This is a genomic window from Plantactinospora solaniradicis, assembly GCF_042658085.1.
Lineage (GTDB): Bacteria > Actinomycetota > Actinomycetes > Mycobacteriales > Micromonosporaceae > Plantactinospora > Plantactinospora solaniradicis.
The window spans coordinates 184,870-206,151 of sequence record NZ_JBHSPR010000054.1 but is presented as its reverse complement, the minus strand read 5'-3'; the positions used below and the strand labels follow the sequence as shown (position 1 = coordinate 206,151).

Genomic DNA, 21,282 nt, shown 5'->3' with positions numbered 1-21,282 from the left:
ACGGTACGGCTACGGACGGCGTGAGCACTCTTTCCGGCACGGCGGCCTCCTGACCACGAATCGGGCGGTAGGACGCGGCGCGGTCACTGGTGAGGTGACCGGTCGGGCCGCGCAGATACGTCGAGCGGGGGAGCAGGCCACGAACGGCATGGTTACGGCGGTCGGGTCGGTCTTCTGCCGGCGTGGTATCTGGCCGGCCTCCGGGTCCCCTAGATGACTGACCGGCTCGCCATCCAGCGCGTTCCGGCAGAGAGGACCTGAGCCATGACCGACAGGCAATGGGCGGTGCGGGACATCGATCTCGACGAGGAGATCCCGGAGCCGGAGCAGTGGCCGGAGGACGAGTTCGGTCCGGCCGACGAGGACGAGGACGAGGACGAGGAGGGAGAACCCGATGCCCCCCAGGAGTGACTACCTGCCGCGACCCGCGGGGATAGCCGTGAACAACGCGCAGGCACGCGGTTGGGGAACCGGATGGCCGAAGTGCCAGAAGGGACGGATGGCTGTCGTCGTACGTGCCGGCGTCAAGGTCTTCGTGCGCAAGGAGATCGCCCCGCTGGTGGCGACGCTGCTCGAGGCAACGGAAAAGCGGTACGGGTACGACGTCAAGTCCGGCCAGACGTGGGGCTACGCCTGCCGTGCCATCCGCGGCTCCCAGAAGCCGAGCAACCACTCGTGGGGACTGGCCATCGACATCAACTCGCGGACCAATCCGATGAGCGCCACCTTCAAGTCGGACATGCCGCCCGGCATGGTGGCGATGTGGTGGAACTGCGGATTCTACTGGGGAGGGTGGTACCGCACGCGTCCGGATGCGATGCACTTCGAGTACGTCGGCCGTCCCGGCGACGTGTCGCGGCATCTCGCGGCCGCCCGGAAGCACCTCTCCGGCCCGGCGACGAAGGCCACGGGTCGCGGCGAATTCTCCGGTCCTCCGCTGCGCCTGACCCGGCCGCCCACCCGCGGCGACCGGGTCACGTGGGTACAGGAACGGCTGAACGTCAAGGGCGCGGCGCCGAAGCTGGCGACGGATGGAGTCTGGGGACCCAAGACCGACGCGGCGCTCCGCGCCTTTCAGAAGCGGGCCCACCTGGTCGTGGACGGAATCTACGGCCCACGGACGCACGCGGCGCTCGCGGCCTGACGGTCACGTGGCGCGTGCGGCCTGAGGGGTCATGTGGCGCTCGCGGCCTGACTGGTCACCCGTCGCGACATCGGCGCCGGCGGGACGACCGGCTGGCCGCGTCGCCGCCGACCGGATGGACCCGCACCCGGGCCGGTCCCCGCGGAAGCCGGCAGAGCCGGGTCGGCCGGCGCCGTCGGACATCACGCCGTCCGGACGACACCGGCCGGGCCGGCTCCGGTGATCCGTGGCTCGCCCCGCAGGCCGTCGGCAATCCGTCAGAACGCCCGCCAGGTGGGGTCGGCCAGCAGCATCTCGCGCAGCTTGGCCAGGCAGCGGCCACGGGTCGGTCCGATGCTGCCCCGCGGCATGTCGAGCGCCTCGGCGACCACCGAATAGTCGGGCCTCTCGACCTGCGCGACGACGCGCAGGAGCTCGCGACAGCGCTCGGACAGCCGCTGGAAATGCCGCCAGAGGATCCGGTCGCGCTCGTCGGACACGAGATGTTCGTGCGGTTCGGGGCCCGGATCCACGGCCGACTCCACGGCCTCCGTACCGTCGGGAACCTGCCGGCGCTGTCGGTTGCGGACGTGCCACGCCTCGCGGCGGGTCGTGGTGACCAGCCACGCGGTGAGCGCCTCCGGCGTCCGAATGTCGCGCAGCCGCCGCAGCAGCTCCAGCCAGGTTGTCTGCACCACGTCGGCGGCCTGGTCGGCGGAGAGCGACTGCGCGCGGGCCACCTGCCAAAGCAGCGGATTGAGCTCGCGGACAACCTCGTCCAGCGCGGTGAGCTCGCCGTTCTGGGCGCGTTCGAGGCAGCGGGCCAGCCGTGCCGGGCGGTCAGCCCGCCCCGCTTCGGTGGGTCGCGTCGCCCCGGTGGACACGAGGGCCATGCTACGGCCGTGACTGCGCAGCCGCGCGGGTTAAATCGACGACTCGACGTATCTGTGGGGGCTCGCTCGCCACTGGCCTGGATGAGGGCACGTACGGCGCGCCATGGGCGTTGGAGCAAGCTGGAGTCGATAGCGATGAGACTGCCGATCATCTATGTACGCGGATTCGCCGGCGGAACGCCGGGAGTCGACCGCGCGGTCGACGACCCGTTCTACGGGTTCAACGAGGGCTCGGTGAACGTCCGGGTCGGCGGAGACGGCCGCCCGCACTTCCACCAGTTCGAAAGTCCGCTGCTGCGGCTGATCCTCGAGGACGGTTATCAGCTCTTCGTGCAGGGCGGTCAGCGGGCGTACCTGCACAGCCAGCCCGACGGGTCGGTGGCGCCGGCGACCATCTGGGTCCATCGGTTCTATGACGTGTCCGCGTCCACTCTGGGCCGTCAGCCCGAGGAGTTCGTCCTGGAGCGGGCCGCCGAGGACTTGTTCGCGTTCGTACGGCTGGTGCTCGACAGGACCGGGGCCGAACGGGTCCATCTGGTGGCGCATTCGATGGGTGGGCTGATCTGCCGATCCATGATCCAGCGGGTGATCCCCGAGCACACCGGACGCCGGGACGGTGCGGTGGACTACGTGCAGCGGCTCTTCACCTACGGCACCCCACATGGCGGTATCGAGTTCGCCATCGGCTTCGGCCTTGTCGAGAGGCTTCGAGACACCTTCGACACCAATGGTGCGGAGATCTTCGGCCCGGACCGGATGTACCAGTACCTCATGCCGGACCTTCCCGACGCGCCACGCGCCGCCGAGCCGCCGCGCGGATGGCGGGCCGAGGACATGCCGGCGGACGGGTTTCCCAAGGATCGGATCTTCTGCCTGGTCGGCACAAATTCGGAGGACTACGGCGTGGCCATGGGGCTCTCCGCCAAGGCGGTCGGCGCGCGTAGCGACGGTCTGGTGCAGATCGAGAACGCCTACGTGCCCGGCGCCCATCGCGCCTTCGTCCACCGCAGCCACAGCGGACGCTACGGCATGGTCAACTCCGAGGAGGGCTACCAGAACCTGCGCCGGTTCCTGTTCGGCGACCTCAGGGTCGACATCGACCTCGCTCACCTGCGCGTTCGCGGTGCGGCGGACGACGAGATCGTCTGGCAACTGGAGACCCAGCTGGCCATTCGCGGCCTGCCCATCCTGATGCACGAGCAGACCACGGCTCATCACTGTCCGGTCCAGGTGGAGTGGCGAGGCACCGAGGACAGCCTCGACACCCCACTGCCGTTGCTGACAACGTTCCTGTGCGGCACCCCGCCGCGACCTACCCGGTTCGGCGCCGAGCCGCGGATGGGGGACGCCGAAGCCCAGGTGCGGACCATCCGGTACGCGCTGCGGCTGCGTCTCATCTCGTTGCGGGAGGAGGGTGGCGCCTTCGGCTTCGCCGACCACCTGGAACAGACCGCCGACTTCGACGACACCCTGGTTGTCGACATCGCACCAGGTGATGGGCAGGCGCCACCGCGCGCGTGGGCCACCTGGAACTCACTGATCCCCGGCGCCATCCGGGACTGGCAGCCGCTCGGCGAGCCGCTCGACGACGCCGACCCCGTCACCGGGCGGTGGCGGGGACACGTCAGGGTTCCACCGTCGAGCCGGTCGATCCTCGGCCCGGATGCGATGGTCACGCTCGCCGTGACCACCCGCACCTGACTCGTTCTGCAGCCGGACGACCCCGTCGACGGCGCCGGCACCGGGTCGCCGATCGGGGGTGTACCGGCTGGCCGAAGTTCTGGCGGTCCGGCAGTCGCCGGAACCGCCAGAAACAGGGTGCTCAGCTACAGGCGGTGCCGTTGAGGGTGAAGCCGCTCGGTGCGGCGTTGTTGCCGCCGTGGCTGGCTTGGAAGCCGATGGTGGTCGAGCCTCCGGGTGGTAGGGAGGCGTTGTAGCTGACGTTCGTTGCGGTCACCTGACCACTGGCCAGGGAGTAGGTGGCGTTCCAGCCGGAGGTGATGGTCTGCCCGGATCCGAGGGTGAATCTCAGCGACCAGCCGTTGACGGCGCTCGTGCCGGTGTTGGTGATGGTGATGTCGCCGACCAGGCCGGTGGTCCATGCGCTTACCGAAGTGGTCACCTGGCAGGTGCCGCCGCCGGTGGGCGGGTTGGTGGTCGGGGCGGTGGTCGGGGTGCTGGTCGGTGGGGTGGTGGCGGCGGGGCCCTCGCTGACGGTGATGGTGGAGATGCTCCGGGCCGGGATGTTGACGGTGGCCTGTCCGCCGCTGAGATTCACCGGCTGTGACGCGGCGCCCAGGCTTTGGGAGGTGACGGTGTACTCGGCGTTCGAGATGCTCTGCGGCGTTTGGACGACGGCGTTGTTGACCGCGCTGTTCGAACGGTTGAGGATCACCAGGGTGACCTTGCCCCTACCCTGGTAGGCCGTGACCTCGAGGGAAGAGGCTCTTGAGCTCTTCGAGAGGGCGACCCGCCTGTCGCCGGCCGGACGTACTTGGAGTACTGCGAAAATGCCTGGCCGCGCCTGAGGACCGCGCCCTTCGTGGTCCCGTACTGCGAATCGCCGTCACCGATGAAGGAGTAGAAGCGGCGGCCGTACCACCAGACGTACGCGCTCCAACTGGCCTCCATCGACCTGTGCACGGTCCGCATGATGTCGTCCAGGGTCTCGTTCCAGACAGCCGCGTTGCCGGGGTTCCCCCAGATGTTCGAACCATTGCCGTCGGCGGCGTGCAGGTTCCACTCGGTCATCCACTGGTTCTTGCCGTACTGGGTCGCGAGCGGGTAGGGCGACAGGTTGCCACTGTTCTCGGCGTCGTACAGGTGCCCGCCGACGTAGCCGGTGTTGTTGCGCGCGGTGGCGTCTTGCAGCGTGGGATCGCTGTACGCGCGGTTGAATCTCAGGGATTCGCCGACCATGAGCCTGGTGTCCCTGACCGTGGCGCCTTGGTCGCGGACGAAGTTCCGCAACTCGGTGCCGGTCCAGTCCATCGAATCGTAGTCCGGGTGCCAGTCCGGCTCGTTCTGGACCGAGGTCACGTCGATCGTGACGCCCTGGTTCTTCATGTACTGCACGTAACCGTTCAGGTGTCCGGCATAGTCGTCGTAGTAATCGGTCCTGAGCTTGCCGCCGTTGATCCTGCTGTTGTTCGTCTTGAAGTTCGCGGGGGCCGTCCAGGGCGAGGCAAGGATCTTGACATCGGAGCCGTAGGACTTCGCCGTCTTCAGGCTGCTCGCGTACAAGCCCCACTCGCTCGACACCGGCGACACCACGGTCCGAACGATCGACAGACCGAGCTGCCCCTGGCCCATACCGACCAGTGTCTGGGTTTCGCTGTCCGTCCACGGGCTACCGGAACCATTGAAGATCGGGGTCGCGGCCCCGAACCCGTCGATCGTCTGGTACGACGAGGCGGTATTGACGGTGATGTCAGGCGTTGCGGCCAACAGTGGCGGGGCAGTCAGGACTCCCGCCACGGTGGCCAACGCGGTCGCTGCGGCCACCACCAGAATGTGGGACTTTTTCACGGTTTACTCCACTAGCTCGTGCGGCAGCAGCCTTCGGGGGCCGATCGACAGGTCGCCCTCCCGATCGTTCCCGGCTATACATAGAGATAAGTCGATGTGATCGATAACATAACTCCACCGTCACGCGCTCGCAACCCTCCTGATCCGGACCGACACGGCGGGCGTACCGGCCGAAACGGCGGCTCACGGCCGGTGTTCAAGGACGATGACGCCCGTGGCTGCCGGGCAGAGCCTGCCTCGTCGGGCCTTGGATCAGACGTGCGTCGGGGCAGTCCGGTAGCGAGGTCGATCGTGGCTGGGCGGGGCGCGTCAGCGCGGACCGGGACCCGGTGCGCGGTGGACGGTGCATTCCCAGCCGCGCCGTGCTGACGGTAACCGTCGGCCCCGATGATGGACGCGGCAACCCGATCATGCGGAGCCGCGCAGTACCAATCTCGTGGGAAGGATGAGGGACGCGGTTTCCCGGCCCGCGATCACTTCGATGAGTACTCGGGTCATTTCCTTTCCCAGAGATTGAACCGATTGATGAACCGTGGTCAGTGGCGGATCGGTTCGTTCGGCTATTCCCAGATCGTCGAAGCCCACGACCGCCACGTCCGCCGGTACGGACCGACCGGCCTCGCTCAGCACGCGCAGGGCCCCGGCTGCCATGTTGTCGCTGGCAGCGAACACGGCATTAAGATCCGGGTGGTCATCGAGCAGCGTTCTCATTGCCGCGGCGCCGCTGGCCTCGGTGAAGTCACCTTCCGCCATGCCGTACGGACTCAGACCCGCCACGATCATCGCCTCCCGATAACCGCGGTAGCGGGCTGCGCCGACCTCGGTGCTCATCTCGCCTGTGACGGTGACAATACGGGTTCGACCGAGGCTGATGAGATGCTCGGTAGCGAGCCGCCCCCCACCGAGGTTGTCGGAGTCGACGTACCACTGCGGCTTGAAATGCAATGGCCGACCGCCGTACACGGCCGGCAGGCCGGCTCGGCGCACAATGTGGGTCAGCGGGTCGTCCCCGCGTAGCGCCATCAACATGATGCCGTCGACGCCCCGCGTGTTCAGCAGGTTCGTGAGCCGGGACCGGCCCCGACCGGAACTGGCCAGACACAACAACAGGTGTAGGTCGGTGTCCTCGAGCGCCGCGGAGACGCCGACGATGACCTGCCCGAAGAACGGATCGGCGAACAACTCGGGATCGTCGTGGGAGATGGCGAGGGCGACGATTCCGGTCTGCTGGGTGGCCAGGGCACGAGCAGTGCGGTTGGGCAGGTACCCCAACTCCTTGATGGCCCGCTCGACGGCGTCGCGTGTGGCGCGACTGACGTGCGGCGCCTTGTTGAGGACCCGAGACGCGGCAGAGCGTGACACACCGGCGCGCGCCGCCACCTCGTCGAGCGTGGGCTGGCGCCGAGTTGTGCCCGCTTCCATCTTGATGCCGCGTCCTTCCTGCCTAACGTCGGGGACAGGCCGGCGACGGGGGACACCGGGCGTGGCTCGGTCGGCGCCGACCTGGCTACCGGCGGTGCTGACGTCGCTGGTAGATGGTAACGGCCTCCGATGACCAAGGTCGATACGGTCACGCCAGGTACGAGCGCCGACAGGCGATGCGCTGCCAGGGCCATGGGCATCTTCGAGTAGACGGAAGCTGATAGCTCCTCCCGTAGTTCCTCGTCGCGTGATGGAAGCGCGAACGAACGTTGGTCCGCGCTCCCGGGCCGCGCGCGGCCCGAGTCCGACCCTGCTGGCGTGAACCAGCGCGTCAGCCTGGAAGCGGTTCCAGTATCGCCCGCGTGAGGATCTGCGTCAGGCCTGAGGGCAGGGGGAACAACCTTGACTTTTGCTCGTCATATGCCGAACATTAGATCGATGATGCTGGATAGATTCATGCTGGAAGCGCTTCCAGCATTGCCTCAAGCCTTAGGTCGACGAACCGCGGGTCCAGGCACGCAGCACCAGTTCATGTCGATGTACTTCCCGACGCTCTAGGAGACTCGCAATGAAACGACCTGCCCGTCCGCTGCTCGCGCTTGCAGCCGCGCTGGCAGTGGCGGTCCCGACGATCCTGTTCGGCTCGTCGGCCGCCTACGCCGATCCGATCAGCCAGACCAGCGGCTTCTACGTCAATCCCCAATCCAGCCCCGCGTCATGGGTCGCCGCCAACCCTGGCGACGGACGCGCCAGCGCGATCAGAACCGAGATCGCCCAGAAACCGATGGCCTCCTGGTTCGGCAACTGGAGTGGCGACATCGCCGCGGCGGTCGGCAACTACGTCGCAGCTGCGGACGCCGTCGACAAACTCCCCCTGCTCGTGGCCTACAACCTCCCCGGCAGAGACGCCTGCGGCGGACACTCCGGTGGTGGTGCCGGAAGCGTTGCCGCCTACGACGCATGGATCGCGGCCTTCGCCAGCGCCATCGGCAATCGGCCCGCTGTGGTGGTTCTCGAACCAGACTCACTGGGCGACTTCAACTGCATGACCCAGGCGCAGATCAACGACCGCGTCGGCATGCTCGCCCGCGCCGCCAACCAGTTCCGATCCAAGGCGCCCAACACATGGGCCTATCTCGACGCCGGCAATCCCGGCTGGGTCGACGCTCGGACGATGGCGCAACGCCTCAACATGGCCGGCGTCGCGAACGCCCACGGCTTCGCGCTCAACGTATCCAACTACTTCACCACCGGCGAGAACACCAACTACGGCAACGCGGTTGCCTCCACGCTGCGTAACGACTTCGGGTACACCAAGCCCTACGTCATCGACACCAGCCGCAACCGCAACGGCTCCAACGGTCAGTGGTGCAACCCGGCCGGCCGCAGGATCGGCACACCGACCCAGATCGGAGGCGGTGCCGAGATGCTGCTGTGGCTCAAGACGCCGGGAGAGTCCGACGGCAATTGCGGGGTCGGAGCCGGATCCACCGCCGGGCAATTCCTACCCGAGGTGGCCTATAAGTTGGTCTTCGGATATTGAGCTGAGTGGCGCACGACGATCACCAGACAGGCCGGTTCGGTTCGCCGGCGTACAGGCGAGCGCAAGTGCCCCTCCCGCAAGAGGAACTGACGGAGCCGATCCACTCTTTCGGGAGGGCACTTCACAGGTGGGGCGCTGGCCGCCGAGTCGAACAGCTACTGGAAGCGGCGCCGGGACCAGGCCCCGCACGGCACACACCCTGGCAGCTACAGGGCGGTCGTGGTCTCCTCCAGGATGCTGGCAAGTGCGCCGTAGTCGACGGTTTGCCCATCTCTGATGTCGACGGCCTTGCGTTCACCGTTGCCCAATGGCCGAAGGAACCCCTTGACCTCCGGAATGTCCGCTGCGTTGAACACCATGAACGAGACCTTGTCCTTGGCCACCGCGATGACGGCCGCGTAGTGCCCGTTCTTGAGGTAGTGCGGCTTGCCGTACTGGAGCCGCTCCTCGACATCTGGAATGGTCTGGCCAACCATCGTACGTAGTTTCTCGCACACGTCGATCTGCCACGGCTGTGCCTTGTTGATGTACTGGGTGACATCGTCACTCATGGTCTTCTCCTTCATCATCGTTGTCAAAAACAATGGTCTGTATCTAGACCGATGCACATCTACTGACAGCTGGGTCTCGTCGTGGATCCGGGTCGTGCCGGTATACCGCCTCGTTCACTGGTCACCGACAGGAGCCCCGGACTCCTGCTCCCACCCGACGAGGGCATCCCGACTCGGGGCATAGGTCAGCACGACCACGCCCGAGCCGAACGCCTGCGTGTCGACCAACCGAAGGACCGTCGGCTCGGCCGACTCTTCGAAGAGGCGTACGCCACCGCCCATCACCACGGGGTAGGTGACCAGGCGCAGCTCATCGACGAGTTCGTTGCGCAGCAACCACCTGACCAGTGCGACGCTGCCGTAGATCAGGATGTCGCCATCTACCTCGGCCTTCAACTTCATGATCGTCTCGGCGACATTCTCGCTGATCACGGTGGTGTTGTTCCACTCGCCCCGCTTCAGCGTCGTCGAGACGACGTACTTGGGCATGCTGTTCATCTTGTCGGCGAACCCAGCCTCGTCGGTCATACTCGGCCAAGAGGCGGCGAATCCCTCGTAGGTGACGCGGCCGAGCAGCAGTGCGTCGGCGGCCTGGAGTTGCTCCAGCCCGGTCCGCATGGAGTCCTCGCTGACGAACTGGAAGGTGAACCGCTGCGGGTCATCGACGACCCCGTCGGCGGTCGTGAAGATGGACAGGACGACGCGCCCCATGTCTGCCTCCCAAGGTGGCTTCGGTGAACTCAGGTAGAGCCTCCAGCACCGGGACGGGCACGGGCATCGGTGGCGGCCACCCATTCCACCACCCATTGGCCCACCCAGTACTGACCCCGGGGTCAGGCATGATGGCGCGATGACCGTCGTTTATCCCGCCGGAGCGTCGAAGCGAGAGATCGAAGTACTCGTCATGCTCGGCGCGCGCCTGTCGAACGCGGACATCGCGGGCCGGCTGCACATCTCCGTGCGGACCGTGGAGCATCACGTCTCCGCACTGTTACGCAAGTTCGACGTGGCCGACCGGAGGGCGCTCGCCGAACTCGCCGTACAGGCGCAGGCAGGGGCGCCGGTGCCGAGCCGGTTGGCCGGCCTGCCCCCGGCGCTCACCACCTTCATCGGAAGGAGCGCCGAGCGCGAGCACCTGATGGAGACGCTGCGCGACGCCCGACTCGTGACCGTGGTGGGACCGGGCGGGATGGGGAAGACCCGGCTGGCGGGCCAGATCGCCGGCGCGGCGGGGCCCGCCTTTCCCTCCGGCGGCGCGTTCGTCGACCTCCTCCCGGCCCGTGGCGGGTACGTCGCGCAGGCGGTGGCCACCGCGCTCGGCGTCAGCGAGCGCCCCCAGCAGTCGCTGGAGGACGCCGTGGTGGAGCGGCTCGGAGAGAGTCGATCGCTGCTGGTGCTGGACAACTGCGAGCATGTGATCGACGTGGTGGCACCGTTCGCGGAGCGGGTGCTGGCCGCCTGCCCGGGTACCCACATCCTCGCCACCAGCAGGGAACGCCTCGGCGTACGGGGTGAGCGCGCCGTACCGCTGGGCCCGCTGCCGCTGGAGTCCGACGCCGAGCGACTCTTCGTCGACCGCGCTACCGCCGCGGACCCCGGGTTCGGGGCGGACCCCGTGGTGGTCGCCAAGCTGTGCGCACGACTGGACGGCATGCCGCTGGCGATCGAGTTGGCCGCGGCCCGCAGTGCCACCCTGGGCGAGAACGGGTTGTTGGCCGCGCTCGATGACCAGCTACGGCTGGTGGCCGGCGGTAGGGGTGTGGACGAGCGGCACCGCTCGCTGCGCGCGGTCATCGGCTGGAGCCACGACCTGCTCGATGACGAGGAACAGGCACTGTTCCGGCGGCTCGCCGTCTTCGCCGGGGCGTTCGACCTCGCCGCCGTCGCCGCGGTGAGCCCTGCCGGGAGCGCCCGCGGTGCGGTTGCCGACGTGCTTGGCAGGCTGGCGGACAAGAGCCTGGTCAGCGTGCACCGCTGGGGCGGAGCGGCCCGGTGGCGACTGCTGCAGACGGTGCGCGCGTTCGCCATGGAACAGCTGGACGTGTCGGGCGAGCGGCCGGAGATCCAGGACCGGCACCTGCGCTGGGCGGCGGACGTCGCGACCGAGCTGGAGACGAGGCTGGACGGCGACGAGTGGTACGAGGAGTTCGACGGCGTCGCCGACGATCTGAGAGCCGCCCTCGCCGTCGCCCCCGAAGGCCCGGGTGAGCTGCCGCACCGGCTGGCCCGGGCACTGGCACACCTCGCCTACACACGGCGGTTCCTGATGGAATCGCTCGGCCACTACCGGACCGCCGCCGAACGGGCCCCCGCTCCGGGCGAGGCCGCGGCTGACCTGTACGCGGCCTCCGCCGTTTCCCACGCGATCGGCGACGACGGTCAGCGGCCCTTCGACCTGCTGCTCGCCGCCGCGCAGCGGGCCCGGGTGGCCGGGGATCGTGGGGCCACGGCCATCGCGCTGGCGCAGGCGGTCACCACCGCGCGGCGGCACCCGGCGGGGTTCGCCGCCGAGGTTCCGTACGAGCGCCTGCGTGATCTCCTCGACGAGGCGGCGTCGGCTGCCGGCGGATCGAGCGACGCCGTGGTGGCGGCCCGTCTCGCCGAGGCGGCGGCCTGGGCCGCGACCTCCGACAGGTACGAGGCCGACCCGGCGCTCGCCGAGGCCGCCGTGGCAGCCGCTCGGGCCACCGGCGATCCGGTGCTGATCAGCGCGGCTCTGGACGCGGCGGCCACCGCCGACATCGTGGCGGGGCGGGGCGCGGACGTTCGCCGGATCATGGACGAACGGTTGACCCTGGTGCCCGCGATGTCCCGGCACGACCCGAACGCCGCCCCGGAGATCGTCGACACGTACCGGATGGCCCACCTGGCTGCCCTCGGCGTCGGTGACCTGCCGGCCGCCCTGTCGATCGGCCAGCGGACCATGGACGACGACCTCGCCGGCAGCTCCTACTACTCGGCCGCCCTCCTGATCACGCCGCTGGTGCTCAGCGGACGCTTCGACGAGGCGCTGCGGATGGCGCGCACCGCGTGGGAAGGGTGGCGGCGGGCCGGCCGTCCGCGCACCGGCACGATGTCGCCACCGATGGCCGCGGTCGCCCTCGTGCACGGGCTGCGCGGCGACGACGAGGGGTACACGCTGTGGCGTTCCCGCGCGATCGAGGTCATCGGGGAGCTGCCCCCGCACTCCACGTTCGTGTCGATGGTCGACGCGCGGCTCGCCGTACACGCCGGGCGGGTCGAGGAGGCCGCCGCGCTTGTCCGCCTGGCGTTCAACGGCATCCGCAGCTGGTCTCCGCCCTACTCGCGGGCGGTGGGCGCCGAGCTGGCCGTCGTCGCCGGGCTTCCCGACGCGCCGGAGCTGCTGTCGGCCGCCGAGCGGCAGGAGAGCGCGTGGGCCGCCGCCTGCACCGCCCGGGCCCGAGGCCGCCTTCACGGCGACACCGCAGCCCTTACCGCCGCCGTGGCGGGGTGGGAGCGCATCGGCGCCCGGTTCGAACGGGCATCCACGCTCCTGCTGCTGCCGGACCGTGCCGCCGAAGGCCGGCGGGACCTCGATGCCCTCGGCGTCGAGATCCCGGCTCAACGAGTTTGACAAGCGTCGGGCCCCGTCCCGCCGCGACCGTCGGCCTTTTCCTACCACCGTCGGGCGGTGAATGGCCGGGCGCGCCGAACGTGCCACTGGGCCAAGAGCCCGTCGCGAAGTTGGTTGGTCCGTCTCGGGCCGGACGTGCTGTCCGGGGCGGTGTCGGTGACGGTTCCACGGTGCACGGTGTAGTTCCAGTCGCCGTGGAAGGGTCCCCGGCCAGGGGAGGCGCTTTCGTTGAGGGGGTGCGATGTGGTGGGCGAGTGGAGGATCGTTTCGGAAGACGAGGCTCTTGCCCGGCTAGGTGCTGAGCCTGAGGTCGTCCGGGGCGATGCGGTCACGTTCGCGAAGGGCGCCGACGGCACGGTCATCATCATCGTTGATGCCGGTGACCGGCCGTCGGGTAACGCCGTCGACGGCGAGCGAGGCATCATGCTGCACGAGCCGTTCCCGGACGGAGTGCTCGACTGGCTGAGCCCGGCGGGCTGGTCACACCCGCCCTTCTACGCGTTGGTACGCCTCATGCAGGGCTGCCTGGAGTTGGGCGAAGTGTCGGCGAGCTTTTCCGCGCCCGGAAGCGGCGGACTTCGGTGCGAGCTGAACTGGGACGCGAAGCTGCCGCCCGAGCTGCTCGACCGGGTGCGGCCCGTGGCGGACGCCCCTTCGCCGGGCGTGGAATGGCTGGCCCACCTGCCCGACGACCCGGGCGCCGCCCTGCGGGACTTCCTGATCGGCTGGTACGCCGACCTACCCGCCGACGTGTCCTTCCCCGCACCGGCAGTACCGATCCCGGCCGCGCTGCAAGCCTTCTACGACCTTGCCGCCGGGCGCACCGACATCCTCGGCCAGCGAGACGCCATCTACCCGCCCGACAGGTTGGAGATTGGTGGCGAGGACGACCGGATCGTCGTCGGCGTGGAGAACCAGGGCGTCTGGGAGATCCTCATCGGCCGCGACGACCCCGACCCGACCGTCTACTACCACGGTGCCGGCGGTGCTCCGGTCGTCGCCGAACGTGAATCCCTCGGTGCCTACCTGCTGCTGTTCTCGCTGGCAGAGGCGGCGGTCACCTCGCCGGTAGGTGGACACGCCGTCCTCGACAACCAGCAGTTCGAACGCTTCATCCGACACCTCGTCCCCGTTCCGCTGCGGCCGCTGTCCGTGCCCGCCGACCCGACGCATCTCTACGTCGCGCCCGGGCTCGTCGCCCTCACAGCCGACTTGCACGGCGACGGCACCCACGTCTTCATCGGCGCCCGTCAGCGGGCAAGCCTGCGCCCCGCTCGCGATTGGACCACCGCCTGGAGCAGGTTCAACGGTTGACGGCCCGGCGGACGTCTGGGAGCCAGCACACGTACCGTTCGATGTCTTCTCCGACCGCCGTGAGCGGCTTCAGGGACCGGCCGACAGCCCAGCGCGAAAGATCGCCGCTCACTGCCGTGATGGTGCCAGTTCTCCTGCCTTTAGGCATCCTCTCGCGCAGTTCGGGATGCCGCCCGAATCAGCGGCCGGCTACCGGACGTGATCGGCTCGGCGGGTGGGGACGCACGGGCGGCGGCTACCGATCCGTGCCCTTGGTCCTGGCGGAACGTCCTCGGTATGTCAGTGGGTTTGGGCGTCGGCTCAAGGACGTTGGGGGATGTGCGGCGGGCGGAATCGGTCGCAGGGCTGCCGCGCACTGCTAGCTTTCCGTGGTGGACCTCTTCTCACGCTCTTGGACGGCGTTGCGCACGGCGGTCGCCGAGGTTCGGGACGAGGACTTCGCACAGCCGTCGGGCTGTACCGGCTGGCTCGTGCGGGACCTGGTGTGCCACCTGATCATCGACGCGCAGGACGTCCTGATCACCCTCGTGACGCCCGTCGAAACGGATCCGACGCGCAACGCGGTGACCTATTGGGACGTCGCCGAAGCGCCGCCGACCGGTGACGACCCGCTGGACGCGCTGATCGTCCGGCTGGCCGCCGCGTACGAGGAGCCGTGGCTGTTGAAGTTCCACTTTGACGACGTCGGCGCGGCCGCCGGGCGCGCAGCCGAACTGGCCGATCCGGACCTGCGGGTCAGCACCCGCGACGAGGTAATCACCGTGCGCGACTACCTTTCCGCGTACGTCCTGGAGTGGACCCTGCACCACCTTGACCTGATCGCGCACCTTCCAGGCACGGCTGAACCGCCCGCCGAGGGGCTCGCCCGGTCACGCCGGATGCTGGAAGAGATCGCCGGGAGCGCGATCCCCGCGTCGATGTCCGACAGGGACGCGCTGCTGGTCGGCACTGGACGGCGTGCTCCGACCGACACGCAGAAGACCGAACTGGGGGTCGAATTGGCCGCAAGGCTCCCGCTTGTCCTCGGATGAGCCGCTCGACCGGCTGACGCGGCGCTTGTCTGTGGCGTGGTGCTCAAGGCTGCCGGGCCGTGGGCCCGGCCGTCTATACACTCGCGCGCAGTCGCGGTACGAGCCGGAGGAGCACAGTGGACGACGGCATGTCGGAACAGACCGAGCCGGCGGCCGCTGCCCGATGGGGCCGGTTCCTCACGTGGGCGGCGGCGCTGTGCCCGCTGCCGTACGCCCTGACCCGCCTGAGCTGGCTTACGCCGTGGCCGATCGGGGCCTCGGCCGAGACCCTGGCGCACCATCCGGGGCTGCGCATCTTCGGCCTGGCCCTGGCGCTGGCCGGTGAGGGCGGCACCTGGTTGACCCTGGGGCTGATCCGACCGCGCGGAGAGACATTCCCAGCCCGGCTGCCGTTCGTCGGTGGTCGCCCGGTCCCGATTCCAGCCGCAGTGATTCCGGGGCTGCTGGTTGCGGCGATGCTGACGATCGCGGGGCACTCCACCCTGCAACAGGCCATCATCACCGGCGACTACCAGCTGGTACTGCTCATACCATTCCCGCTGTGGGGCCCCCTGCTGGCAGCGGCAACCCTCGGCTACTGGTTGCGCCGCCGGACCACCGCACCGAGCTACTCGCCCGTTGCCGCCACACGACAACAGCGAGCATGATCGCATCGGCTTCTTCTCTATTGGTGGTACGACCGCGCGCCGCGCGCCTGCCGAAGTCGTCACGCCGCGTAGCTCGCAGACGACCTGTCGCCCCGCGCTCTCCGGTATGAGGGATACGCGACCAAGCAAAATCGTCACACTCGTTTCGTACCGAGTGTCGATCGGGTAGGTGAGGGCATGGATCGCAACGTGGTCAAGGTGCTGCTCGCCGCCTGGGAACGACCCGACTTCCGGGCTGGCCTGCGGCACCTGATCGACCTTGACGAGGTGACGTCTCTGCTCGCCGCTCTGGCCGTCGACGATCACGACGACGAGGTCCGGCGCCGGGCTATGGAACTCCTCCGGTCGGCGCTGGAGACAGCGGAGATCCGCGGTGCGGTTCTGCTGCTGATAGAGACCGACGACATCCGGCACAGCCTCGTCGCCGCGATCTCGGACAACCTCGCCGACCGCCCCGGTCTCGCGTCGTCGATCCGGTCTGCTCTGGACGATCCCGCCGTCCGCGCCGAGATCCGCGACGCCCTCGAGTCGCAGGGGATGCGGACACTGGTGTGGAAGGTGGCGGAGGATGAGTTCCGCGGCCGCCGACTGACCCTGGTCAGGGAGGCAACGTTGCTGCTGCTGCGGCACCGTCCCGCCCGCCGCCTGGTCTGGGCGCTGAAGCGGCACGGCGTCATCCGAGAGTGGCGCCGCAGGCCGGCATCTACCTGATCGCGCAGGGCAACCGTCACCGCGCACGCGGCGGCGGCCTTCTCCTCGATGATCACACGCGCCGCAACGTCGCACGCGTCGCACGTGCCGCACAGAACGGCACTGGCGCCGGAGGGATCTGCCATCCGGCCGATTGTTGATCGGCATCCGGCGTATCAAAGGGTAGCCGGTGCTCCAGCCGTCGGTTGCGATCTAGCGGTCAAAAACTGACCGGTATCGCTGCCAGGCTTGCCGGCATGAACAGTGAAATGCTGCTTCCACCGCAGTCGGTTCCCGGCGCCAGTGCCGTGCTCAACCCGTTCGTGATCGTCGACGACGCGGCCGGCCTCATCACCTTCGTATCCGAGGTCTTCGGAGTGGAGGAGACCGCTGAGGCGAGAACCCCGCTGCCCGACGGCAAGCTAATCCATGCCGAGCTGCGCCTCGGTACCGTCGATCTGATGATCGCCGACCGGCTAGACGGCTGGCCACTGCGACCCGGTCTACTTCAGGTATGGGTTCACGACGTGGCGACGGTGCTACAGCGGGCCAAAGCTCATGGCGCAACCACCATCACCGAACCGACCCCGTTCTACGGTGAATCGACCCTCGGCAGGATGCTCGATCCCTGGCGGAACATATGGTGGCTCTGGGCACCGGCACCGGGTCAGCCCGATCCGACACCCAACTGGGACGGCGGTCCGGACGCCATCTTCAGCACGCTCGACGATGCGCTGAAGTCGTTGGCGACCTGAACCGAGCCGCACCCGACTCGATCGGCTGCACCGATCTCGGCACGACCTCGCGCCGAGATCGGTGCAGCGCCCTCTGCTGTACCGCGACGCGCCGTGGGCAACATGTGCGGATGCCGCCATCGACCGATGAATGCCTAGTGGGCGATCGTCGGCGTCGTCGGTGCCGGCGTATGCCTCGGCTGCGTTACGCCGCCCGCGAACCAGCTTGTCGCAACGACTCATCCGCTGATCGACTAGGTCGATGGACATCCTCATCCTCGGCGGTACCCAGTGGCTCGGCCGAGAAATCGCCCGACAGGCCGTCGAGCGCGGCCACACCGTCGGATGCCTGGCTCGTGGCCACAGCGGACGGCCGGCCCCCGGCGCCCGCCTGTTCACGGCCGACCGGCGAAATCCGACCGCCTACGACGACGCCCGGAACCAGTCGTGGGATGCGGTTGTCGAGGTCTCCTGGCAACCCGGCTTCGTGCGTGCAGCGCTCGCCGCCCTGGCCGCCCAGGCCGGACACTGGACGTATGTGTCGTCCGGCAACGCCTACGCGGCATTCGACACCCCCGGCGCCGACGAGTCGTTCCCGCTGCGGGAACCCACCGACCAAGACGAGGTGGGCCGGGAGTTCTACGGCGAAGCCAAGGTGGCCAGCGAGCAGGCTAGCGTCGCCGCCATCGGTGACCGGCTACTCATCGCCCGCTCCGGCTTGATCGGCGGCCCCGGGGACTCAAGCGGCCGGTCTGGCGCCTGGGTGACCCGGGCCGCCCGCGCACCCGAGGAACCAATGCTCGTCCCCGACACTCCCGACCTGCCCACCCAGGTCGTCGACTTTCGTGACCAGGCTGCCTGGATCCTCGACTGCGCCGAGCGCGGCACCACCGGCGCGTACGACGTTGTCGGCCCCACTGTGCCGTTCGGCGAGTGGGTTGAACTGTGCCGCCGGATCGGCGGCCACACCGGCCCGGTAGCGCACGTACCGCAAGAATGGCTCCTCGGACAGGACGTGAAGCAGTACATGGGCGAGGATTCGCTGGCGATGTGGATCGTCGAGCAGGGATGGGAGGGTTGGTCCGCCCGCACCGGCGCGGCCGCCGTCGCTGCCGGACTGCGCCACCGCGATCGCGCCGAACTGGTCACCGACATACTCGCCTACGAACGGGCAGAGGGGCTCGACCGGCCGCGCAGCGCCGGCCTCAGTCCGCAACGCGAACGCGCCCTGCTCGCCGCGTACCGCTCGGCGTAGTCGGCGGCGTGGGCGGTCGTTCCACCCATGACCAGCTCTCCTCCGACGCACAAGGCGCAGTCGAGTTCGGGTGGGCGGGTGCAGTAGCCGTTGCCGAGGAGGCGGTGGGGTTCGCGTCGTAGGCGGGCCATTCGCGCGCGAACGCGTTCGCGGAGCGCTGGGTGCGCACGCTCCGGCGAGAATGCCTGGACTGGATCGGTCCCGGACCGGTCGAGGGGACCCTATCGGGCCCGGGAGATGTGCGGCGCAGGAGATCGCCGGAGGTGCCGCCCCGTGGACCTTGCGGGGGCGGCACGGCCGGCCGGGTCATGCGGTGTGTCAGCTGCGGGTGGACCATTGCTGGTTTTGTTGTCCGTTGCAGGACCAAAGGATGATCTTGGTGCCGTTCGCTGTCGCGGCGCCGTTGGCGTCGAGGCAGAGTCCGGACTGCACGTTGGTGATGGTGCCGTTGGTGTTGACGTTCCACTGTTGGTTGGTGCCGCCGTGGCAGTCCCAGATGATTACTTGGGTGCCGTTGGTGGTGCCGGCGCCGGAGGCGTCGAGGCATTTGTTGCCGTAGACCTGGAGTTGTTTGGCGGCGTTGTGTGTCCAGCGCTGCATGGTGCCGCCCCAGCAGTCCCACAGTTGTGTCTGGGTGCCGTTGGTGGTGCTGCCGTTCGGCACATCGAGGCACCGTCCGGATGGACCACCGGCGATCATGACGTTCTGTTGGGGGTTGCCGCCGCTGGTCGGTGCGTACCCGGCGGCGTTGATGTTGGCCTGTACGGCGTTCTCGGTGGCCGCGGACGGGTAGCCGGAGGTCAGCACGCCCTCGTAGAAGGTGCCCCGGCCGGAGACGCTGTTGTCGCCGCCGATGCCGAGCAGGATGGCGCCTTCCTTCTTCATCGGGTGGTAGCCGTTCGGGCGTGGCCCGTCAAAGTAGGTCGTCAGACCACCCGACTCCGCGTTCCCGCCCCGGATCGCCCAGTGGTTCGGCTCGCCCTTGACCATGGCGGTCACGAAGCGGTGGTTGATGGACGCGATGTTGTTGTATCCCGCGTTCACCCCGGAGAAAAGCCCCCACTCCAGGTCGGCCATGATCCAGGGGCCAGCTCCGGCCCCGTAACCCCACTGCTTGTTGGCACCGAAGTAGACGGTTTCCATGATGGCGGGCGAGTCCGCTTGGCCGTCTGTCTGCGCGTTGCCGTAGTCGAAGCAGCACCACTGGTTGTAGTGGGTGCCGTCAACGACGGCGTAGATGCCCTCGGGCTGGTCGCCGGTCGCGACGCCGTTGGTGTTGTTGTTCCGGTAGCCGGTGCCGGGAGCGATGTAGACGCCGTACGCCATCTGGCCGCCGATGGTGATCGGTGCCGCCTTCGCGTCCGCGAGGTTGTCCCATCCGCCCGGACCAGGACCGGGCCAGTAGCCGGGAGGCGCCTGGGTGAGGCGGTTGTTGCGGCCGGACTGGTCGTAGATGACGGTGATGACGCAGCTCGTGTTGGCGCAGAACGAGTCCTGCGTGGCGGCGTCGGCGTAACCACCCGCGCTCAGCACTCCAACGTCCCGCGTGGTGTTGTCCGACGAGCGCCGCACCTGGTAGAGCGGCCCGTTGTACGCGCCGTACAACGCCCGGGTGGTGCTATGCGCGGCCACGCACGGCGTGCCACCGGAGGCGTAGATGTCACACGGTCCCGTGCCGGCGGCGTGGGCGACGCCCGGCGCGTCCGAGACCACGTAGGCCCCAGCGCCGACGACGAGGACCAACACGGTCCCCGCGGCGGCCATGAGGCGCCTCAGCCTTCTCTTCACGTTCATCGAGTCCTCTCCTGCATGCGGTGGCGGTGTGATGTGACGGTGGTGGATCGCGGCAGGTGTTGCCGCCTCCGCCGAGGTCGGTGCCATCGGTGCCGCGGCCAACGGGGTGCGAGCTGCCCGCTCCGGATACCAGCGGAGCTCGATCAGGCCGCTCGTCACCGACTTTCCTTGACGCCGCACGTCATGCCGGTCGACATTGGTAGTCAGAGTCAGCGATAGCCGGCCGATACCACGTTGGCCCGCACCGCGTTCTCGGTCGCGTCAGACGGATGGCCGGCGACCATGGCCCCTTCGTAGAAGGTGCCGGCGCTCAGGTTCACGTCGCCGTCGGACTCGCAGCAGTCTCCATCGCCGCCCAGGATGATGGCACCCTGCTTGCCTGGGCCATGGTGGAGGTCCAGCGGCGGTCGTAGGTCCCGCCGACCCGGCAGCTGCGCGTCACCGGCGTCCATGTACTGGAAATTGACGTCTCGGCCGACGACGAGTCGGGGCGACGACGAGTCGGGCGACGATCGCAAGGGCTCGTCCTGGCCTGCCCTGGGACGGGGTTTTCACGGGCGGCTCCTTTGGTGCGCGCGGGGGACGCTCTCCGGAGGGCGGCGCTGGCGAATCGATTCGCACGGATCGTAGGACGGGGGAGCGAACGATGTCAATGGATCGACGCGACGAGCCCCGTGTTCCACATGCAAGCCCTGGACGTGCCGGTGCCCCCTTGGTCGTCGAGCTCGGACGGGCCTAGGTTCGCTCGAACCGATTCGGCGAACCGATTCGCCGCACAGTTGGCCTCTTCTTCTCCGTCACCCTCGGCTTCCTCCGCCTGCCACGCGTCATCTGGCGACGCACCGAAGGCCGACCCCACAGCTGGGACGACGAAGAAACCGACCGTGTCCTCTACCAACTCGGCTGCTGCGAGCACGTACATCCGTGCTCCGGTCAGGGTGACCGTTTCGAAGAAATTCCACGCCAGCAGGGCGTCGGCCTGGGAGTGCAGGAGTTCGGCCCAGGTACTGCGGGCGCGGTCGGGCGCTGGGTCGATTCCGACCTCTCGCAGGATTTCCCAGACAGTGGACGCGGCTACCGCGATCCCGAGCACGAGTAGCTCGCCGTGCAGTCGACGGTATCCCTTGCGGCAGCGGGGCGCCGAACAACCACACCAACAACC

General features: G+C 68.6%; 20 protein-coding genes. 11 read left to right on the top strand and 9 right to left on the bottom strand.

Annotated features, from left to right (window positions below; all coding sequences use genetic code 11):
- Positions 1-264: 264 nt before the first annotated feature.
- Positions 265-411 (top strand): hypothetical protein, encoded by a 147-nt coding sequence (locus ACFP2T_RS38715; RefSeq protein ID WP_377431174.1) that lies wholly within the window; start codon positions 265-267, stop codon positions 409-411.
- Positions 395-1,144 (top strand): peptidoglycan-binding protein, encoded by a 750-nt coding sequence (locus ACFP2T_RS38710; protein ID WP_377431171.1) that lies wholly within the window; start codon positions 395-397, stop codon positions 1,142-1,144. The genes ACFP2T_RS38715 and ACFP2T_RS38710 overlap by 17 nt, the downstream gene beginning before the upstream one ends.
- A 257-nt stretch (positions 1,145-1,401) precedes the next feature.
- Here ACFP2T_RS38710 and ACFP2T_RS38705 read toward each other — a convergent pair whose 3' ends face one another.
- Entirely contained in the window at positions 1,402-2,007 is a 606-nt protein-coding gene (locus ACFP2T_RS38705) for an RNA polymerase sigma factor (protein ID WP_377431169.1), read from the bottom strand.
- 144 nt (positions 2,008-2,151) lie between these two features.
- Between ACFP2T_RS38705 and ACFP2T_RS38700 the strand changes: the two genes are divergently transcribed.
- Positions 2,152-3,717 carry an esterase/lipase family protein gene (locus ACFP2T_RS38700; RefSeq protein ID WP_377431166.1) on the top strand — a complete coding sequence of 522 codons (1,566 nt, stop codon included), beginning with the start codon at positions 2,152-2,154 and terminating at the stop codon, positions 3,715-3,717.
- Positions 3,718-3,838: 121 nt separating this feature from the next.
- On the opposite strand, the gene ACFP2T_RS38695 is transcribed toward ACFP2T_RS38700, so the two are convergent.
- From ACFP2T_RS38695 to ACFP2T_RS38680, 3 genes are all read right to left on the bottom strand, one after another.
- Positions 3,839-4,411, bottom strand: coding sequence for a cellulose binding domain-containing protein (locus tag ACFP2T_RS38695; RefSeq protein ID WP_465264291.1), 573 nt, complete (start codon positions 4,409-4,411; stop codon positions 3,839-3,841).
- Positions 4,408-5,544, bottom strand: a complete 1,137-nt coding sequence (locus ACFP2T_RS38685; protein WP_465264290.1) for a glycoside hydrolase — start codon at positions 5,542-5,544, stop codon at positions 4,408-4,410. Before ACFP2T_RS38685 ends, ACFP2T_RS38695 begins: the two co-directional genes overlap by 4 nt.
- Positions 5,545-5,952: 408 nt before the next feature.
- Positions 5,953-6,966, bottom strand: a complete 1,014-nt coding sequence (locus ACFP2T_RS38680; RefSeq protein ID WP_377431164.1) for a LacI family DNA-binding transcriptional regulator — start codon at positions 6,964-6,966, stop codon at positions 5,953-5,955.
- A 568-nt stretch (positions 6,967-7,534) separates the two neighbouring features.
- On the opposite strand from ACFP2T_RS38680, the gene ACFP2T_RS38675 reads away from it, so the two are divergent.
- Positions 7,535-8,509 carry a glycoside hydrolase family 6 protein gene (locus ACFP2T_RS38675; protein ID WP_377431162.1) on the top strand — a complete coding sequence of 325 codons (975 nt, stop codon included), beginning with the start codon at positions 7,535-7,537 and terminating at the stop codon, positions 8,507-8,509.
- A gap of 206 nt (positions 8,510-8,715) precedes the next feature.
- Here ACFP2T_RS38675 and ACFP2T_RS38670 read toward each other — a convergent pair whose 3' ends face one another.
- Both ACFP2T_RS38670 and ACFP2T_RS38665 read right to left on the bottom strand, forming a co-directional pair.
- Positions 8,716-9,060, bottom strand: a complete 345-nt coding sequence (locus tag ACFP2T_RS38670; protein ID WP_377431160.1) for a DUF1801 domain-containing protein — start codon at positions 9,058-9,060, stop codon at positions 8,716-8,718.
- Positions 9,061-9,174: 114 nt separating this feature from the next.
- Positions 9,175-9,771: a dihydrofolate reductase family protein gene (locus ACFP2T_RS38665; RefSeq protein WP_377431157.1), complete on the bottom strand. Its 597-nt coding sequence runs from the start codon at positions 9,769-9,771 to the stop codon at positions 9,175-9,177.
- Between the two features lie 139 nt (positions 9,772-9,910).
- On the opposite strand from ACFP2T_RS38665, the gene ACFP2T_RS38660 reads away from it, so the two are divergent.
- The 7 genes from ACFP2T_RS38660 (at position 9,911) to ACFP2T_RS38630 (ending at position 18,326) form a co-directional block, all read left to right on the top strand.
- On the top strand, positions 9,911-12,655 hold the full coding sequence (locus ACFP2T_RS38660; protein WP_377431154.1) for an ATP-binding protein: 2,745 nt from the start codon (positions 9,911-9,913) through the stop codon (positions 12,653-12,655).
- 246 nt (positions 12,656-12,901) lie between these two features.
- The gene (locus ACFP2T_RS38655) at positions 12,902-13,969 is read left to right on the top strand and encodes a hypothetical protein (RefSeq protein WP_377431152.1); all 1,068 of its coding nucleotides are present in this window, start codon (positions 12,902-12,904) and stop codon (positions 13,967-13,969) included.
- Positions 13,970-14,340: 371 nt separating this feature from the next.
- The gene (locus ACFP2T_RS38650) at positions 14,341-15,000 is read left to right on the top strand and encodes a maleylpyruvate isomerase N-terminal domain-containing protein (RefSeq protein ID WP_377431149.1); all 660 of its coding nucleotides are present in this window, start codon (positions 14,341-14,343) and stop codon (positions 14,998-15,000) included.
- Between the two features lie 128 nt (positions 15,001-15,128).
- Entirely contained in the window at positions 15,129-15,647 is a 519-nt protein-coding gene (locus tag ACFP2T_RS38645) for a hypothetical protein (protein WP_377431146.1), read from the top strand.
- A gap of 177 nt (positions 15,648-15,824) precedes the next feature.
- Positions 15,825-16,358: a hypothetical protein gene (locus ACFP2T_RS38640; RefSeq protein ID WP_377431144.1), complete on the top strand. Its 534-nt coding sequence runs from the start codon at positions 15,825-15,827 to the stop codon at positions 16,356-16,358.
- A gap of 236 nt (positions 16,359-16,594) precedes the next feature.
- The gene (locus tag ACFP2T_RS38635; protein ID WP_377431142.1) at positions 16,595-17,092 is read left to right on the top strand and encodes a VOC family protein; all 498 of its coding nucleotides are present in this window, start codon (positions 16,595-16,597) and stop codon (positions 17,090-17,092) included.
- 241 nt (positions 17,093-17,333) lie between these two features.
- Positions 17,334-18,326 (top strand): Rossmann-fold NAD(P)-binding domain-containing protein, encoded by a 993-nt coding sequence (locus ACFP2T_RS38630; RefSeq protein WP_377431139.1) that lies wholly within the window; start codon positions 17,334-17,336, stop codon positions 18,324-18,326.
- 318 nt (positions 18,327-18,644) lie between these two features.
- Here the strand turns inward: ACFP2T_RS38630 and ACFP2T_RS38625 are convergent, their stop codons facing one another.
- The 3 genes from ACFP2T_RS38625 to ACFP2T_RS38615 form a co-directional block, all read right to left on the bottom strand.
- Entirely contained in the window at positions 18,645-20,120 is a 1,476-nt protein-coding gene (locus ACFP2T_RS38625) for an arabinofuranosidase catalytic domain-containing protein (RefSeq protein WP_377431136.1), read from the bottom strand.
- A 209-nt stretch (positions 20,121-20,329) separates the two neighbouring features.
- Entirely contained in the window at positions 20,330-20,572 is a 243-nt protein-coding gene (locus ACFP2T_RS38620; RefSeq protein WP_377431134.1) for an arabinofuranosidase catalytic domain-containing protein, read from the bottom strand.
- Positions 20,573-20,769: 197 nt separating this feature from the next.
- Positions 20,770-21,213 carry a hypothetical protein gene (locus ACFP2T_RS38615; protein WP_377431132.1) on the bottom strand — a complete coding sequence of 148 codons (444 nt, stop codon included), beginning with the start codon at positions 21,211-21,213 and terminating at the stop codon, positions 20,770-20,772.
- Positions 21,214-21,282 lie beyond the last annotated feature (69 nt).

What these genes read in the sequence shown, in the direction of transcription:
- ACFP2T_RS38635 (WP_377431142.1), top strand. Translation starts at nt 16,595, where the DNA reads ATGAACAGTGAAATGCTGCTTCCACCGCAGTCGGTTCCCGGCGCCAGT.
- ACFP2T_RS38645 (WP_377431146.1), top strand. Translation starts at nt 15,129, where the DNA reads ATGTCGGAACAGACCGAGCCGGCGGCCGCTGCCCGATGGGGCCGGTTC.
- ACFP2T_RS38630 (WP_377431139.1), top strand. Translation starts at nt 17,334, where the DNA reads ATGGACATCCTCATCCTCGGCGGTACCCAGTGGCTCGGCCGAGAAATC.
- ACFP2T_RS38620 (WP_377431134.1), bottom strand. Translation starts at nt 20,572, where the DNA reads ATGGACGCCGGTGACGCGCAGCTGCCGGGTCGGCGGGACCTACGACCG.
- ACFP2T_RS38665 (WP_377431157.1), bottom strand. Translation starts at nt 9,771, where the DNA reads ATGGGGCGCGTCGTCCTGTCCATCTTCACGACCGCCGACGGGGTCGTC.
- ACFP2T_RS38640 (WP_377431144.1), top strand. Translation starts at nt 15,825, where the DNA reads ATGGATCGCAACGTGGTCAAGGTGCTGCTCGCCGCCTGGGAACGACCC.
- ACFP2T_RS38660 (WP_377431154.1), top strand. Translation starts at nt 9,911, where the DNA reads ATGACCGTCGTTTATCCCGCCGGAGCGTCGAAGCGAGAGATCGAAGTA.
- ACFP2T_RS38715 (WP_377431174.1), top strand. Translation starts at nt 265, where the DNA reads ATGACCGACAGGCAATGGGCGGTGCGGGACATCGATCTCGACGAGGAG.
- ACFP2T_RS38670 (WP_377431160.1), bottom strand. Translation starts at nt 9,060, where the DNA reads ATGAGTGACGATGTCACCCAGTACATCAACAAGGCACAGCCGTGGCAG.
- ACFP2T_RS38680 (WP_377431164.1), bottom strand. Translation starts at nt 6,966, where the DNA reads ATGGAAGCGGGCACAACTCGGCGCCAGCCCACGCTCGACGAGGTGGCG.
- ACFP2T_RS38710 (WP_377431171.1), top strand. Translation starts at nt 395, where the DNA reads ATGCCCCCCAGGAGTGACTACCTGCCGCGACCCGCGGGGATAGCCGTG.
- ACFP2T_RS38700 (WP_377431166.1), top strand. Translation starts at nt 2,152, where the DNA reads ATGAGACTGCCGATCATCTATGTACGCGGATTCGCCGGCGGAACGCCG.
- ACFP2T_RS38625 (WP_377431136.1), bottom strand. Translation starts at nt 20,120, where the DNA reads ATGAACGTGAAGAGAAGGCTGAGGCGCCTCATGGCCGCCGCGGGGACC.
- ACFP2T_RS38675 (WP_377431162.1), top strand. Translation starts at nt 7,535, where the DNA reads ATGAAACGACCTGCCCGTCCGCTGCTCGCGCTTGCAGCCGCGCTGGCA.